Annotated in this window: 16 protein-coding genes and 2 pseudogenes; 11 read left to right on the plus strand and 7 right to left on the minus strand. The window is 52.7% G+C overall.

From position 1 onward, the window contains the following. Positions 1–5 precede the first annotated feature (5 nt). Positions 6–866, plus strand: a complete 861-nt coding sequence (locus tag ACMXYH_RS01650; protein WP_415766097.1) for an ABC transporter ATP-binding protein — start codon at positions 6–8, stop codon at positions 864–866. A 20-nt stretch (positions 867–886) separates the two neighbouring features. Next, entirely contained in the window at positions 887–1,753 is an 867-nt protein-coding gene (locus tag ACMXYH_RS01655; protein ID WP_033058673.1) for an ABC transporter permease, read from the plus strand. 63 nt (positions 1,754–1,816) lie between these two features. On the opposite strand, the gene ACMXYH_RS01660 is transcribed toward ACMXYH_RS01655, so the two are convergent. Together ACMXYH_RS01660 and ACMXYH_RS01665 are read right to left on the minus strand one after the other, a co-directional pair. Then, complete coding sequence (locus ACMXYH_RS01660) at positions 1,817–1,951, minus strand: hypothetical protein (protein ID WP_415767777.1); 135 nt, start codon at positions 1,949–1,951, stop codon at positions 1,817–1,819. Positions 1,952–2,006: 55 nt separating this feature from the next. Next, positions 2,007–2,087 (minus strand): annotated as a pseudogene (locus tag ACMXYH_RS01665) (phage tail protein); the annotation flags it as partial. Positions 2,088–2,245: 158 nt separating this feature from the next. On the opposite strand from ACMXYH_RS01665, the gene ACMXYH_RS01670 reads away from it, so the two are divergent. Both ACMXYH_RS01670 and ACMXYH_RS01675 read left to right on the plus strand, forming a co-directional pair. Then, positions 2,246–3,814 carry a glycosyltransferase family 39 protein gene (locus ACMXYH_RS01670; RefSeq protein WP_415766098.1) on the plus strand — a complete coding sequence of 523 codons (1,569 nt, stop codon included), beginning with the start codon at positions 2,246–2,248 and terminating at the stop codon, positions 3,812–3,814. Between the two features lie 273 nt (positions 3,815–4,087). Next, positions 4,088–5,049: pseudogene (locus ACMXYH_RS01675) on the plus strand (IS110 family transposase). 126 nt (positions 5,050–5,175) lie between these two features. Here ACMXYH_RS01675 and ACMXYH_RS01680 read toward each other — a convergent pair. From ACMXYH_RS01680 to ACMXYH_RS01690, 3 genes are all read right to left on the minus strand, one after another. Next, positions 5,176–5,559: a DUF6124 family protein gene (locus ACMXYH_RS01680; RefSeq protein ID WP_415766099.1), complete on the minus strand. Its 384-nt coding sequence runs from the start codon at positions 5,557–5,559 to the stop codon at positions 5,176–5,178. A 323-nt stretch (positions 5,560–5,882) separates the two neighbouring features. Then, positions 5,883–6,641 (minus strand): slipin family protein, encoded by a 759-nt coding sequence (locus tag ACMXYH_RS01685; protein ID WP_129439535.1) that lies wholly within the window; start codon positions 6,639–6,641, stop codon positions 5,883–5,885. A gap of 2 nt (positions 6,642–6,643) precedes the next feature. Continuing rightward, positions 6,644–7,174 (minus strand): NfeD family protein, encoded by a 531-nt coding sequence (locus ACMXYH_RS01690; RefSeq protein WP_415766100.1) that lies wholly within the window; start codon positions 7,172–7,174, stop codon positions 6,644–6,646. 199 nt (positions 7,175–7,373) lie between these two features. Here ACMXYH_RS01690 and ACMXYH_RS01695 point away from each other — a divergent pair, with 199 nt between their 5' ends. Further along, positions 7,374–7,835, plus strand: coding sequence for an aminoacyl-tRNA deacylase (locus ACMXYH_RS01695; RefSeq protein ID WP_123369093.1), 462 nt, complete (start codon positions 7,374–7,376; stop codon positions 7,833–7,835). A gap of 154 nt (positions 7,836–7,989) precedes the next feature. Continuing rightward, positions 7,990–8,235, plus strand: a complete 246-nt coding sequence (locus tag ACMXYH_RS01700) for a DUF2789 domain-containing protein (RefSeq protein WP_095127695.1) — start codon at positions 7,990–7,992, stop codon at positions 8,233–8,235. Positions 8,236–8,249: 14 nt separating this feature from the next. Here ACMXYH_RS01700 and ACMXYH_RS01705 read toward each other — a convergent pair whose 3' ends face one another. Both ACMXYH_RS01705 and ACMXYH_RS01710 read right to left on the minus strand, forming a co-directional pair. Further along, positions 8,250–8,531 carry a type II toxin-antitoxin system RelE/ParE family toxin gene (locus ACMXYH_RS01705; RefSeq protein WP_415766101.1) on the minus strand — a complete coding sequence of 94 codons (282 nt, stop codon included), beginning with the start codon at positions 8,529–8,531 and terminating at the stop codon, positions 8,250–8,252. Continuing rightward, positions 8,528–8,803: an antitoxin of toxin-antitoxin stability system gene (locus ACMXYH_RS01710; protein ID WP_415766102.1), complete on the minus strand. Its 276-nt coding sequence runs from the start codon at positions 8,801–8,803 to the stop codon at positions 8,528–8,530. The genes ACMXYH_RS01705 and ACMXYH_RS01710 overlap by 4 nt, the downstream gene beginning before the upstream one ends. A gap of 261 nt (positions 8,804–9,064) precedes the next feature. Here ACMXYH_RS01710 and ACMXYH_RS01715 point away from each other — a divergent pair, with 261 nt between their 5' ends. The 5 genes from ACMXYH_RS01715 (at position 9,065) to ACMXYH_RS01735 (ending at position 13,493) form a co-directional block, all read left to right on the plus strand. Then, entirely contained in the window at positions 9,065–10,528 is a 1,464-nt protein-coding gene (locus ACMXYH_RS01715) for a Fic family protein (protein ID WP_415766103.1), read from the plus strand. Between the two features lie 154 nt (positions 10,529–10,682). Then, positions 10,683–10,985 (plus strand): hypothetical protein, encoded by a 303-nt coding sequence (locus ACMXYH_RS01720; protein WP_283189583.1) that lies wholly within the window; start codon positions 10,683–10,685, stop codon positions 10,983–10,985. A 2-nt stretch (positions 10,986–10,987) separates the two neighbouring features. Next, a complete protein-coding gene (locus ACMXYH_RS01725) occupies positions 10,988–11,575 on the plus strand; it encodes a hypothetical protein (protein ID WP_415766105.1) in 588 nt (195 codons plus the stop codon). Continuing rightward, the gene (locus ACMXYH_RS01730; protein ID WP_415766106.1) at positions 11,572–11,808 is read left to right on the plus strand and encodes an ABC-three component system middle component 6; all 237 of its coding nucleotides are present in this window, start codon (positions 11,572–11,574) and stop codon (positions 11,806–11,808) included. The genes ACMXYH_RS01725 and ACMXYH_RS01730 overlap by 4 nt, the downstream gene beginning before the upstream one ends. Next, on the plus strand, positions 11,799–13,493 hold the full coding sequence (locus ACMXYH_RS01735; RefSeq protein ID WP_415766107.1) for a DUF2326 domain-containing protein: 1,695 nt from the start codon (positions 11,799–11,801) through the stop codon (positions 13,491–13,493). The genes ACMXYH_RS01730 and ACMXYH_RS01735 overlap by 10 nt, the downstream gene beginning before the upstream one ends. Positions 13,494–13,802: the final 309 nt, after the last annotated feature.

The following is a 13,802-nucleotide window of genomic DNA, read 5'->3' on the forward strand; positions in this document are numbered from 1 at the left end:
CCGACATGAACGCCCCTTTGCAAGGCCACACGGTCAGCAAACCGATCGCGGCAGCCCAGGCGCTGCTGTCGGTCGACAATGTCAGCCTCGAATACCGCACGCCTCAGCGGGTGGTTCGTGCGACCCATCAGGTCAGTTTTGAAATCGATCCGGCAGACCGCTTTGTGCTGCTCGGTCCGTCCGGTTGCGGCAAGTCAACGTTGCTCAAGGCGGTCGCCGGGTTCATCCAGCCGTGTGAAGGCGAGATTCGTCTTCAGGGGCAAACCGTTCATGCCCCGGGGCCGGACCGGATCGTGGTGTTCCAGGAATTCGATCAACTGCCGCCGTGGAAAACCGTCAAACAGAACGTGATGTTTCCGCTGCTTGCCTCGAAAACCCTCAAGCGCAAAGAGGCCGAGGAGCGAGCGCTGCACTACCTGGAAAAGGTCGGTCTGGCGGCGTTTGCCGATGCCTACCCGCATACCTTGTCCGGCGGCATGAAAGCGCGTGTGGCGATTGCTCGTGCGCTGGCCATGCAGCCGAAAATCCTCTTGATGGACGAACCCTTCGCCGCCCTGGACGCGCTGACTCGCCGCAAGATGCAGGAAGAATTGCTGCTGCTCTGGGAAGAAGTGCGCTTCACGCTGCTGTTCGTCACGCACTCCATCGAAGAAGCGCTGGTGGTGGGCAATCGAATCCTGCTGCTGTCGCCGCATCCGGGGCGGGTGCGGGCGGAAGTCCACAGCCATCAATACGACTTGCACAGCCTAGGTGGCGTGGCCTTTCAGGAATCTGCGCGATGCATTCATCGGTTGTTGTTCGATGAAGGTCAGTGCCCGGAAACCGAGCATGAGCTGGATTTCTCTGACATCCGCATCGCTTATTGAGCCATTGAGAGGAGTGCCCGATGAGCCTTTTATCATCCCCGCGTGAAGAGTTTGAAACGGTGTTGCAGCCGCTGACGAGCGTGCCGCTGGAGCGTGAATTACCGCTCGGTCAACGACTCTGGCAACAAGGCTGGTTACGCAAAAGCCTGATCCTGATTTTGCTCGCGGTCCTGTGGGAGGTGGTTGCCCGCGTTCAGAACAACGACCTGCTGCTACCGAGTTTTCTGCAAACCGGGAGCGCGCTGTACGACGGTTTGCTCAGTGGCGAATTGCTGGGCAAGGTGTGGATTTCGCTGGTGGTGTTGCTCAAGGGTTACCTGATCGGCATCGTGCTGGCGTTTGCCCTGACCACCTTGGCGGTGTCGACGCAGTTCGGTCGCGATCTATTGAGTACGTTGACCTCGATGTTCAACCCGCTGCCGGCGATTGCGCTATTGCCGTTGGCGCTGCTGTGGTTCGGCCTTGGGCAGAACAGCCTGATTTTCGTATTGGTGCATTCGGTGCTCTGGGCCTTGGCGTTGAACACTTATGCCGGGTTCCTCGGTGTCTCGGAAACCCTGCGCATGGCCGGGCGCAATTACGGCCTCAAAGGCATGCGCTTCGTGCTGTTCATTCTGATTCCGGCAGCACTGCCATCGATTCTCGCCGGGCTGAAAATCGGCTGGGCCTTCGCCTGGCGCACGCTGATCGCCGCTGAATTGGTGTTCGGTGCCACCAGTGGCAAGGGTGGCTTGGGCTGGTACATCTTCCAGAACCGCAATGAGCTGTACACCGACAAGGTGTTTGCCGGATTGGCGGTGGTGATCCTGATCGGCTTGCTGGTGGAAAACCTGGTGTTCAGCACGTTGGAGCGGGTCACGGTGAAGCGTTGGGGGATGCAGCGGTAAGATTTGCGGTGTTTGATCTGGCCCCTTCGCGAGCAGGCTCGCTCCCACATTGGAATTTCGTGTTCAATTGAACGCGATGTAAAAGTACCCCACGCCGGGGTCACGTCCCATGGCCGGCACTCGGGAGACAAAGATGTCTTGCACCTGACCCAACTCCGGCAGCGCCTGAAAGTGTTGGCTTTGAACCTGTTGCAGCATGGCGTCACTCCAAAATTGAAAGTGGCCGGGGGGATTTGAACCCCCCGGCGGCTGCTCAGTTGCGCGAAGGGAGCAGCCCATTCAGGGCGATGCTGAAGTTGAGCACCAGGAAGGGGTTCATCGTTTCCATGGGCATCTCCGTGGTCAAGTCACGCCATGCAAGAGCGTAGACCCGGATCCGCATGGCCGCCGAATGTCGTTGGTCGCAAAGCCAGCATCGACGACGGCGCTGTGCCTGTCCTACAGTGATGGCAAGCTTCAAGGTTTTTTCACCGGCAGACTCGAGGGGAGGCAATGGAGGCGCACAGAGAAACGCCGCTTGACGGCACCCAAGGCCCCCCCGCGGCACCCAGCGCCTGGGCGAGTGTTCAACGCTTGCTTCGATGGGTGCGCGAGCATTGGCTGCTGCCGATCCTGGCATTGGCCGCGCTGGTGCGTTTTTATGACCTGACCGCGGCGGCGGTCTGGGGCGATGAAGGTTCCAGTCTGCTGCTGAGCCAGTATTCGCTGGCCGGGATCTGGGTGCATGCTGCCCATGATGTGCATCCGCCGCTGTATTTCATGCTGCTGCATGGCTGGATCGAGCTGTTCGGCGATGGCATTTTTTCGATTCGAAGCCTGAGCGCGCTACCGGGGATTGCCACCGTGGCGCTTGGCGTCTGGCTGGTGGACTTGCTCGCCACTCGCCGCGCCGCGTTGTTGGCCGGCGTCCTGTTGGCGCTGCTGCCTACCGCCGTGCGTTACAGCCAGGAAGTGCGCATGTATTCGTTGCTGGGGCTGTGGCTGATCGGTGCCACGATTGCCCTGGTTTACTGGATCAAACACCCCGGGCGTAGGCGCTATCTGGTGATTTACGCACTGCTGATGAGCGCGGCGTTCTACACCCATTACTTCACGGCCCTGTGCGTGCTGTGTCACTGGCTGTATCTGGGGCTGCTCCGCGTACAGCCTGGCTATCGCTTGCGGCATATCCAGCAGCCCGGCTGGTGGTGGGCGAACGTGGCGATTGTGTTGGTGTACTTGCCGTGGGTGCCCAGCCTGATAGATCTGATGCAGCACATGGACCAACTCAAAGCCAATGGCGATGTAGGGTGGGAGACACCGGTCACCTTCGCCTCGTTACCTTCGATGATCTGGTCGTTCCTGACCCAGGACGATGGCGAGACCCTGGCCACACCGCTTTTCATGACGTTGCCCTTGGCGGTGCTGGCCTTGGTGTGTGTGGCGCTGGCGCGGGATCGCAGTGTCATTCGTGGCAGCGCGTTACTGGTGATCTACACCGTTTTGCCGTTGTTGCTGGTGTTTTCGGTGTCGTTCATCTCGCCGGTGTTCATCGAGCGTTACCTCACCGTGTATGCCCTCGGCCTGCCGATGATTGCCGCACTGGCCATTGACCGCGTGTACGCGGTCTTTCGGGTGGTGGCCCTGACGGTGCTGGTGTTGTTTGTCAGCGTCGAACTGGTAGGCCTGAACAACAACGCCACGGTCGATACCAACGATCAAATCAGCGTCATGGTGGACTACGTGAACCAGCACTTCGTTGCCGGTGACCGGATCGTCACCAGCGACATGCTCTGGTACCTCAGTTACGTTTATTACAACCGCACCGACGCCAAACCGCTGCTGTACACCCCACCGGCCAAGGGTGCTTCGAGCCGGCCGAATGCCTATGGTTTCGGCACGCTGGTGACTCAGGATATTTACCTCGACAGCCTCGGTAATTTGCCCAAAGGCACCGGCCGAGTATGGTTGATCGGCACCCTCGATGTGCCGGACGAATTCGCGCCGTTGCCCGCAGGCTGGCAGAACGTTGGCGTCACGCAGGCGGGCGGCGCCAACGCGCGTTTGTTTGTGTTGCATTGAGTCTGTAACAAAAAACGCTTTTTCCAGAAGTCATGTATCGACGGCACTGACGCCATCGCGAGCAAGCTCGCTTGTATGTTTAGACTTGAAGGGGTGGGCGGGACTAAAAGCTCGATTCTGACTCTGACCAGTACAGACCGTGGGAGACTTCTCGTCCCGCCCTTTCTACCCAAAGCGCCGATAAGGAATTCATCGGTAAAACCGACGATAGAGGCAAGCCAGCGCAACGGTAGACCCCGACAAGCTCTTAAACCCTAGCTCCGAGGATTCGTCATGACAATCCTTACTTCGCAGACGGTTGTTGGCATCGATATCGCCAAGGCTGAAATAGTTATCTATCGCTCCGACCTGCAAACCACTGACGCCATCAAGAACGATCGAACAGCCCTTAAACGCTGGCTTAAAACATTGCCCGCCCAAAGCGCTATCGCCGTTGAAGCCACCAACATCTACCACCTGGACACTGTCGAGTTGGCCCATGCGATGGGTCACCAGGTCTATGTCGTGGATGCTTATCGGGTGAGCAACTATCGCCGCGGCATCGGCCAGCGAGCCAAGAACGATCCCTGCGATGCCCGTCTGCTGGCGCGTTATTTGACGAACGAACAAGACGGACTGCGGATCTGGAGCCCGCCACCCAAGGCCTACACCTCGCTGAAAAGCCTGCTCCACAGGCGTGCAACGCTAATCCAGAACCATGCCGGTCTGATGCTGAGCTGGGCCAATGAACCCTTGTTGAAGAAAGTGCAGACCGCCCAGCAAAAGGCCTTCAAGCAAGCGGATCAGGCCATTCAGAAACTGCTGCGCAAGGTCTGCAAAGAGGCGGGTATTGAAGAGAATATCGACCGCTGCAAAGCCATCGAAGGGGTTGGCGAACTGACTGCAACCGGGTTGGCGACGACCTTTATGCGCGGTGATTTTGCCAATAGTGATGCGTTCATCGCGTTTCTAGGGATGGACCTTACGGTCGATGACTCCGGGAAGAAGAACGGCCCCCGGCACTTGACCAAAAAAGGGGATCCGGAAGTACGCCGGTTGGCTTACAACGCCGCAATGGCAGCCTGTCGCTCAGCTAAATGGAAACCGTTTTACGAGTCATATTTGGCAAGAGGCTTCTCGAAAACCCAGGCATTGGTGGCCCTTGCCCGGAAACTCTGCCGGGTGGCATTTGCCCTGATGAAAAATCAGAGCAAATACCAGCCGGCCTGAAGTTGCGGGGTTGCCCTGCAACATAGAATCTCCCACATTGGATCTCAGACGTACACATAGGTTGTGTTCACCGACGATCAACTGTGGGAGCGAGCTTGCTCCGGGCGGCGTTCCGACGATGGCGGCGGTCAATTCACCACAAATCTATTCGGCTAAACCTTGACCCGAGCCTGCATGATCTCCGACTCCTCCCAATGATCCAGCGCACGCTCTACGAGCAACTGCACGCCATCGGCCATGCGGCTGAGCGCCAGGGCTACCGAGCGCCGCGTCCCGTCCACATCGTCCGCCAGATTGGCAGCGATGGCGCTGATGGACAGCAGGTCTTCGGAGGCGTTGGCCAGAAGGGTTTCGGTGTTGACCTCGGGTGCGACGGTGAAGAGGTTACCTTTGCGGTGCCTGGGCGGTTTTTCGGTGGTCGGGGGGAAGTAGTGGGCGAAGGCGCGGTCGGCGGCTTCTTTGAGTTTTTCGTCTTCGAAGGATTCTTCGGACGGGGTGCCAGAGTTGTCTGGCGGATTTGGAGATACCTTGAACATATAAAATTCCCTAAACAGTAATTTGGAGCCGTCACCGTTCGTTTGCACGCGAATTGGGTGGCGGCCGTGCGCAGGTGTGCAAGACCGGGACTGTTTAGGACACCCAGCAGATCCGAGGATCTCCTGCGCGCAGCCGCCATAAAGCATGAGCCATGGCAATTGCGCCCTAAACAGTTTCGTCGGACTTGCACGTCCGTGTCACCGTTTATTCAGTGACAAAGCCAGACTAGACCTGGGCTTGGGCCGGAACAAGTTCACCAACACCACTACAACTTGAAGGAAATCTCCGACGCGGTTACCAGACGTTGGTGTCTATGGGGCCATCAAGGTTTGGACGACAAATCCGCCATCCCCTTGAGCAACTCGATCGGCAGCGGAAAGACAATGGTCGAGCTCTTGTCCCCGGCAATCGAACTCAACGTCTGCATATACCGCAGCTGCATGGCCCCAGGCTGGCGCCCGAGCATTTCGGCGGCCTGCATGAGTTTTTCCGAGGCCTGCAATTCGCCTTCGGCGTGGATCACCTTGGCCCGGCGTTCCCGTTCGGCTTCGGCCTGTTTGGCGATGGCGCGGATCATCGATTCGTTAAGGTCTACGTGCTTGATCTCGACGTTGGCGACCTTGATGCCCCAGGCGTCGGTCTGGGCGTCGAGCACTTGCTGGATGTCGATGTTCAACCGCTCACGCTCGGCCAGCAGTTCATCGAGTTCATGTTTACCGAGCACTGCCCGCAACGTGGTCTGAGCCAATTGGCTGGTGGCCATGAGAAAGTCTTCGACCTGAATAATCGCTTTCTGCGGATCGAGGACGCGGAAATACAGCACCGCGTTGACCTTGACCGAAACGTTGTCGCGGGTGATCACGTCTTGTGGCGGCACGTCGAGGACCACGGTACGCAAGTCGACGCGAACCATTTGCTGCACCACTGGAATCAGCAGGATCAGGCCGGGGCCTTTGACCTGCCAGAAGCGCCCGAGCTGGAAGACCACTCCGCGCTCGTATTCGCGCAGGATGCGGAAGGTCGACCCCGCCAGTGCAATCACCAGTAACAGCAGCGCGGCAAAACCCAGTTGCAGGCCCATGGTTATTCTCCACCCGGCGCCGCGTCAGCCGCGGCCACTTCCAGCAATAATCCCTTGCGTGCCACCACCCGGACCCTTTGCCCGGGTTGCAGCGGCGTGGCGCTGAGCACTTGCCACTTTTCTCCTTGCAGGTGCACCCAACCGTTGTAGGCATTGCCGGCCAGCGACATCACCGGGGCCACGCTACCCACCAGTCCTGCATCGCCACTGACGTTTTCGCGCGGTCGGGTTTTCAGAGCGTGGATCAGCAGGAAAATCAGCAACAGGGCACTCACCAGTCCCAGGCCGATCATCAGCGGAACCGGCACCTCGGTGTTGGTCAGAATCACCGCACCGATCACGAACATCACAATGCCGCCCAGACCGATCACGCCGTAATTGGGCAAGGCCGCCTCGGCGATCAGAAACGCGATGCCGAACGTGATCAGCCAGATCCCGATGGGGTTGGGCACCAGTAGGACGACGGTGTCCGCCGCGAATACCGATCCGCTCAAGGCCAACAGCAGCGCAACTGCACAACAACGAGTGTTCACGTGACCCTCCGGGAGAGTCATAGATGGTTCTTTATACAGTCTAGCTGAGCTCTGGATTGTACGAATTTTGATCAATTTTCGGCGTTGTTCCGGCGGGCAGATTTCCCGCGCGATGGCGCCAGCGGGCCTAGACTTTTTAGTGGAGAGAAAAGGTTTAACCATCGTCCGCGAAACGTTATTGCGGACTCCGAGGTGCATCATGCGTATGGCAAGAACTGTGCAGGACAGCCTCAATAAGGCTCACTGCGAATTTGACGTCGTCACCCATCCGCACTCGGCCAGCAGCCTTGAAACGGCGCGGGTCGCGGGCATTCCTGCCGAACGGGTGGCCAAATCGGTGATCCTCGACGACCACCACGGTCATTTCCTGATGGCTGTGCTGCCGGCGAGCCGTCACCTGGACCTGAGCAAAGTACGCGGCAGCGGCGAATGGCAGATCACCCGGGAAAGCACCCTGGCGCATCTGTTCCAGGATTGCGAACGCGGCGCGGTGCCTGCGTTGGGCGAATCCTATGGCATGGACATGGTCATCGACCCACTGCTGACCCGGCAAAAAGACATCTACCTGGAGGCTGGTAACCACAACAACCTGGTGCACATGAGCGTGCCGGAATACCTGAAAATGGTGCCGCATGCTGAAGTGTGTGAGTTGAGTCAGTAGTTTTTGCGGCGTCAGTGATGACGCCTTCGCGAGCAAGTCGGATCGCCGCACCGCCGCTCCCACATGGAAACGCGGTCAACTGTGGGAGCGGGCTTGCTCGCGAATGGCTGCGCCGCGGTCACCGATCCCATACGCGATGACGAAGGAGCCCGACATGGAATCCCCAACCCACAGCCTCCCCAACCTGTTCAAACAACTCGGCCTGCCTGACGACGCCGAAAGCATCGATAAATTCATCGCCACCCACTCACCGCTTAAACCCGAATTGCACTTGGCGGATGCGTTCTTCTGGAGCGAGAGCCAAGCGCAGTTTTTGCGCGACGATATTCTGGATGACGCCGATTGGGCGGAGGTGGTGGATCAGTTGGATGTGCTGTTGAGGAAGGGGCGGGGGGTGTAAATCTGAGGAGTTCTTCAACTCTCCAGCGGCCACTGTCGAGAAGTGTGAACCAGCGCGAGTATCCAGATCGCGTCCTGTCCCAGTTCATAGACGATGCGATAACTTTGGTGCGGAATCAGCTCTCGAGTGCCTGCAATGATTCCGGCGGGACCGCTTTCAGGGTTTCGGGACAGCCGAGATATTGAGTGAGTGAAACGGGTATCCATATCGATGGCTGCTTTTTGATTGACGGCATGGAGGTAATCCCAAATTTCTGCACGATCCTGTGCTGCTGCTGGCGTCCAAATAATCCTCATTCTTTACCAGCCCTCGCTCGCCTGGCGGCAAATTCTGCTTCAACTTCATCATTCGTCAGGCCGTCGCCTGCGTTCATGGACACTCGCGCGCTGTCCACTTTTCGTTGTAAAAACGCTTCGTACTCACGCGACTCGCGCTGTTTTTGAACGAATTGCCGCATCAGGTCACGAACAATCTGCGAAGCAGGGCGATGCGAAGCTTCGGCTTCGGCCATGAACTGCTCGCGCAATTCCGGTTCGAGTTTCATTGTAAAGACGGCTTGTTTGGACATGGTCTGCATCCTCGACTGATGTACTGATGAAGTATATACGTCGTGAGTACAAATAGCCTGAGGGAAAATCGATGCGACGTGCGGTGCCACACCCTGCCTTCTCTGTTGAAACAGCTTGGCCTGGGCAGCGATCGCGTTCCAATAAACACTAGCGGGGTGCAAAAATCTTAGCGGAACGATTGAAATGTGCAAAAAACTTACAGGCGTTGCAGAAATCTGGGCTTTAATCGCGTTTGTGAACTTTTTCTGTGGACGCGCACAATGCCCTTGGTTGGATACGCACACCTCCATGATGCTTTAAAACTCAAAGTTATCGCGCCGACGCGTGTGGCTATGGTCAAACCAGTCACACGCATCTCGATGATTAGAGATTGCCTGGCTGTTCCTCAAACCGTCGCGCCGGCAACCGATTCGACCCTTGAACACATTTTTTTTGCGCTTAAACACGAAGGCATCAATCTCGGAATTCTGGCCGCCGCCCTTGAGACTGTTGTTGCCGAACACCTGCTTCAAGAGCTGGCAAAATCTCCGAACGGAGTCTTTGTTCGAAAGACCTGCTTTCTCTGGGAAGAATTGACAAATCGGCGACTCGATTATGAAACCCAGATCAACAGCAGATTTGCGCCGCTTTTCGACCCCGAACGTTATGTAACTGGCCCGGCGTTTAGAAACACGCGTTGGCGAATCGAGTTCAATGGTCTTGGCTCAATGCGCTACTGCGCCACCGTAGAACGAACTCCTGAACTCGAAGCCCTGCTCAGTCTCGACATTCTCGGCCGAGCTAAAGCCTTTATGGCGACATTACCGCCTGAAATGATGGACCGCGCCATCAACTGGGCTTACCTGCACGAAACCCGTGATTCCTTCGCCATCGAGAAAGAAGAACCCAGCGAAGAAAAATCTCGCCGCTTTGTTCAGCTGCTGCGCCAGGCCCATGAAGGGCGCGAGTTGAGTGAAGACTATCTGGTCGAACTGCAGAACAGCACGGTTTCCAATCCTTTCGACAAAGCCGTCCTGTTTCGCCACCAACAGAATCATCTGCAAAACGGTTTGCGTGGCGCCGCTGGCGTCAGCTATGTCCCGCCTGCATCGGACCTGTGTCGTGAACTGATGGAAGAGTTGATGAACTTCGCCAATCAGTCTTCAAGGCAAGTCGACCCACTGGTGGCGGCTGCTGTGACTGCTTTCGGATTCGTCTTCGTTCATCCGTTCATGGATGGCAATGGCCGACTTTCACGTTTCTTGATTCATCAGACCCTTTGCCATTCCGGAGCCTTGGAAAATGGGTTGCTGCTGCCCGTTTCCGTGGCCATGAAACACGAAGAGGCGAAATACCTGGAAGCGCTGAAGGACTTCTCAAAACCTGCTCGCGACTTCTGGAATGTCACTTGGCTGGACGCTGATCAGATGGTTTTCGAATTCATCGGCCACCCGTCCATTTATCGCTTCTGGGACGCCACCCGTTGCGTCGAATTCACATTACAGATGGCACGACGCGCGCTAGAAATCGAACTGCGTGAGGAAACTGAGTTTCTGGACCGTTACGACCGTGTAGTCAAAGCGGTAAATCAGCGTTTCGATGTTCGCGGCAGCGATTTGTCGAAGCTGGTGATGATGTGTCTGGACAACGACGGCAAGGTCTCGAAGCACCGACGCAAGCAGTTTCAGTACAGCGTGTCGGAGGAGGTTTTTGCGTTTATTGAGGAGTCTGCAAGTAAACACTGAATTCAAAGCATATGGATGCTCGCTTCTAAAGCGAAAAGATAGACAGGGTGATGGCATAAAGATATTATTGGTGCGTTTGCGTATGGGCCGTATAAATATTACCCATCGGCGTTGGCAACAAATATAGTTGTAATACTTTGACAGGGAAAAGTTGATGTTGGATTTTTTGAAAGCTTCGCTCAAAACTGGCGGTGGACTAGCAGTTGTTGCCGCTGCGCTGTTTTATTCTATGCATGTGGAATGGTTGAAAATTGGAATGTTTTCAGCAATGACACCAGATCAAACATATAAGGCTTTTCTCTACAGCTTGGGGGCTACGGTAGTAATTGCATTAATGTTGATGTTGATTCACGCGTCATCAAATAAAAAAGCTAGTATCAGCATTTCGGCCCGTGATAATGCTAATGCGGTAAACAATTCAGGTAGCGGTACGGTCAATATCAACAAGGATAAGTGATAATGGCTTTCGATAACAGTATATCCGCCCAAGATGATGGTGTTGCTGTCCTAAACACCGGTCCTGGAAGCGTTAATCTGAATATTGTTAAGTCTTTATCAGGCCTGCCTTCAGTCCTCAATCCGCTAATTATAAAGATCGTTGAGGTGTACAGACCACAGTTTAATTCGGTAATGCAGGCTCCTAAGTATCCAGAAACTGAAGTGAAAATAACCTTTAATCGCGTCAAGATTTACGCAGAAGATTTGCGAGAGCAAAGCGGTTATATGGCGCTGATAGAAAGTTTAATTGACTGTATTGACGATGAAAGTCCACTGTCTAAAGAAACCTTTTTGTGGGCAATAAACCAAAAATACAAAGACGTTAAGAAAAAGATTTTTCTTGAAGGTAATATTGATCCGCTTGATAGTGAAGCGGCTAAAGAAGCCATATGTCAAAACTCAGATAAAATCATCTCTTTGGTGTCATTGGATATTTTGTCTGGAGCAAATGTTTCTTCAACCTCTCCCGTTGAGTTAGTGAAAGCAGCCAAGGAGTTAATAGTTTGCTATGGGTTTATAAACTGTAAAATTCTGGAAGAGCCAGTGTGATTATTTCAAGTCTACAGTCCCCCAGCAGAAGCTTGTATGTTATTGGTGGCAATATTCTAGAAATTCTGGCGGCGTTAAAACTTGGCAGTGTTAGCCCCGTGGAGTTATATAGACGATATAAACTGGAGTATGAAGATATTTCACTTTCATACTTGATGTATGGGCTTGACTGGTTGTTTGTTGTTGGGGCTGTGGAGCTGACTGAGACAGGGGATGTTATGTCATGCAACTGATTAATTTTAAAGTTATCAAGAGTGGCAATGTTATTCGAGATATAAATTTCAAGGATGGAATTAATATCATTACTAATGACGGGCATGACGGAAATCAAATAGGGAAAAGCACATCTTTAAGGGCAATAAATTTTTGCTTAGGCTCTGACGGCGAAAGCTTGTGGAAAGATCCTGATAATAACAACATAAATGATAGTGTTCGAGAATTTTTGATTGGTGGTGAAGTATTATTTAAACTCTCCATCTTTGTTGGCGGGCAACAACGTGTAATCACCAGGAAGTTTGAGCAGGTTCAACAAAAAAGTAGAGTTGTCATTAGGCGATTAAGCTGGATAGATGATTCTGAATATAAATCTCAGGATGGTTTTAAATTAGCGCTAGCTACGCTGTTCGGCCATACCACGCTAACTCCATCATTTAATACAATAAAGAATAAATTTCTTAGAATCTCCAGAGCTACATCAAACAATTCGCTTCGATACTTGACAAATTGGACAACAAATGACGAATACACCCTTATTTATTCATATTTATTTGGGTTTGTAGGGCTGGAAAAATTAGCTGCTGAAATAGCACTTAAGCAAGAAATCGAAAGTCTTGAGTTTCGTAAAGAAAGTTTGTTGAATGGGAGTGATGAACGAGACTGTAGAGATAGAGTCGCAGCTCTCGACTTGGAAATAGAGCTTCTGCTGCAAAAAGAGGGAAGCTATGATCTCTCTGGTATTCAGGAGGAAGCTTTAGCCAGATTACGGCGTTCGCGAGAGGCGATTGCTTCGCTTTCTACTGAAATAGCGAATTTGGAAGCCAGACTTGTTTACGTAAATCTAACTGTTGAGAAATATGAGGCTAGTATCTCAGACATAGATAGTTCGGTTGTTGAAGCGATATACAATGAGGCAAATATCATTTTGCCAAGTCTGGCGAGATCGCTGGAAGAAACTATTGCTTTTCATAATTCGATTTTTTCACGAAAAGCTCTATATGTTAGAGGCCAGCGCCTGGCTTTAGAGGGCGATATTTTTGAGAAAAAAACAGTACTGGAAAAATCGTTAGCTCTGGAAAAAAACCTTATTAAAGACCTTTCGCATGAAGGTCATTTCAGTGGGTTTATTTTACTTGAACGAGATATCCAGCAAAAAGTTGAAGAGAGAGGGAAATTTTCCTATCTGGCTGAAACAACGAAATCGATTACAGCGGAAATAAGAGTAAAAAAGACTTCTCTAGACAAGCTTAAGGCTGAAATTGAAGATTTACTAAATGACTTTAATAAGAAGCTTACAGCTTTCAATGAATGCTATGGTCAAATTACTTTAGAATTATTCTCTACCTACAAAAACATATTAAAAGCAGATACAAACTCCGACGGGGAATTATCATTCTCTATAATTAATGAGAACAAAAATACCGGGGATGGAGTTCCAAGAGCTGCGGCGATGGCGTTCGACATGGCATTGGTTGATTTCTTAAATAAAAGCGGAGCTAGATTTATACATTTTAATATTCAGGACTACTTAGAGTCGGCTGATGAAGATAAACTTGTCTCTCTGATTAAGTTGGCAAACGATAGAGGAATTCAGACAGTAATTGCGATTCTAAATGATAAGCTAAGTTTGCTAAGTGATGGTTTTAAGAAGGATAATATCGTACTGAAGTTGTCATCAGTTGATAAATTCTTTTCTTTTTGATGTGTTGTGCAATGTTTAATGACTAATAAAAGTTAGGGTGGTCATGGTCGGTTGCAAGACTTAACTTCTCATATCTGTGAGTCATGCCAAAAGATCGAATACTCAAGGCCGATTAATAGACCATTCCTGCCCTGCAGATAGCATTTTTTATCTTTTGAGAATATTGGCGATTCCGCTAGTTTATATTTGGGGAGCTGGCGATTTGTTATTGGATCATCGACATAGATATTCTGGCGATTGATCCTTCGTGAGTGTCCATATATCTATAAATTGTAACAATAGTTGAAATTTAATACTGTTTCTTAAACG

This window comes from Pseudomonas frigoris, from assembly GCF_047758635.1.
GTDB classification, from domain to species: Bacteria; Pseudomonadota; Gammaproteobacteria; order Pseudomonadales; family Pseudomonadaceae; genus Aquipseudomonas; species Aquipseudomonas frigoris.

Bases quoted from the DNA above. Each gene is read 5' to 3' on its own strand.
- ACMXYH_RS01650 (WP_415766097.1), top strand. From the start codon at position 6: ATGAACGCCCCTTTGCAAGGCCACACGGTCAGCAAACCGATCGCGGCA.
- ACMXYH_RS01655 (WP_033058673.1), top strand. From the start codon at position 887: ATGAGCCTTTTATCATCCCCGCGTGAAGAGTTTGAAACGGTGTTGCAG.
- ACMXYH_RS01660 (WP_415767777.1), bottom strand. From the start codon at position 1,951: ATGCTGCAACAGGTTCAAAGCCAACACTTTCAGGCGCTGCCGGAGTTG.
- ACMXYH_RS01670 (WP_415766098.1), top strand. From the start codon at position 2,246: ATGGAGGCGCACAGAGAAACGCCGCTTGACGGCACCCAAGGCCCCCCC.
- ACMXYH_RS01680 (WP_415766099.1), bottom strand. From the start codon at position 5,559: ATGTTCAAGGTATCTCCAAATCCGCCAGACAACTCTGGCACCCCGTCC.
- ACMXYH_RS01685 (WP_129439535.1), bottom strand. From the start codon at position 6,641: ATGGGCCTGCAACTGGGTTTTGCCGCGCTGCTGTTACTGGTGATTGCA.
- ACMXYH_RS01695 (WP_123369093.1), top strand. From the start codon at position 7,374: ATGCGTATGGCAAGAACTGTGCAGGACAGCCTCAATAAGGCTCACTGC.
- ACMXYH_RS01700 (WP_095127695.1), top strand. From the start codon at position 7,990: ATGGAATCCCCAACCCACAGCCTCCCCAACCTGTTCAAACAACTCGGC.
- ACMXYH_RS01705 (WP_415766101.1), bottom strand. From the start codon at position 8,531: ATGAGGATTATTTGGACGCCAGCAGCAGCACAGGATCGTGCAGAAATT.
- ACMXYH_RS01710 (WP_415766102.1), bottom strand. From the start codon at position 8,803: ATGTCCAAACAAGCCGTCTTTACAATGAAACTCGAACCGGAATTGCGC.
- ACMXYH_RS01715 (WP_415766103.1), top strand. From the start codon at position 9,065: ATGCCCTTGGTTGGATACGCACACCTCCATGATGCTTTAAAACTCAAA.
- ACMXYH_RS01720 (WP_283189583.1), top strand. From the start codon at position 10,683: ATGTTGGATTTTTTGAAAGCTTCGCTCAAAACTGGCGGTGGACTAGCA.
- ACMXYH_RS01725 (WP_415766105.1), top strand. From the start codon at position 10,988: ATGGCTTTCGATAACAGTATATCCGCCCAAGATGATGGTGTTGCTGTC.
- ACMXYH_RS01735 (WP_415766107.1), top strand. From the start codon at position 11,799: ATGCAACTGATTAATTTTAAAGTTATCAAGAGTGGCAATGTTATTCGA.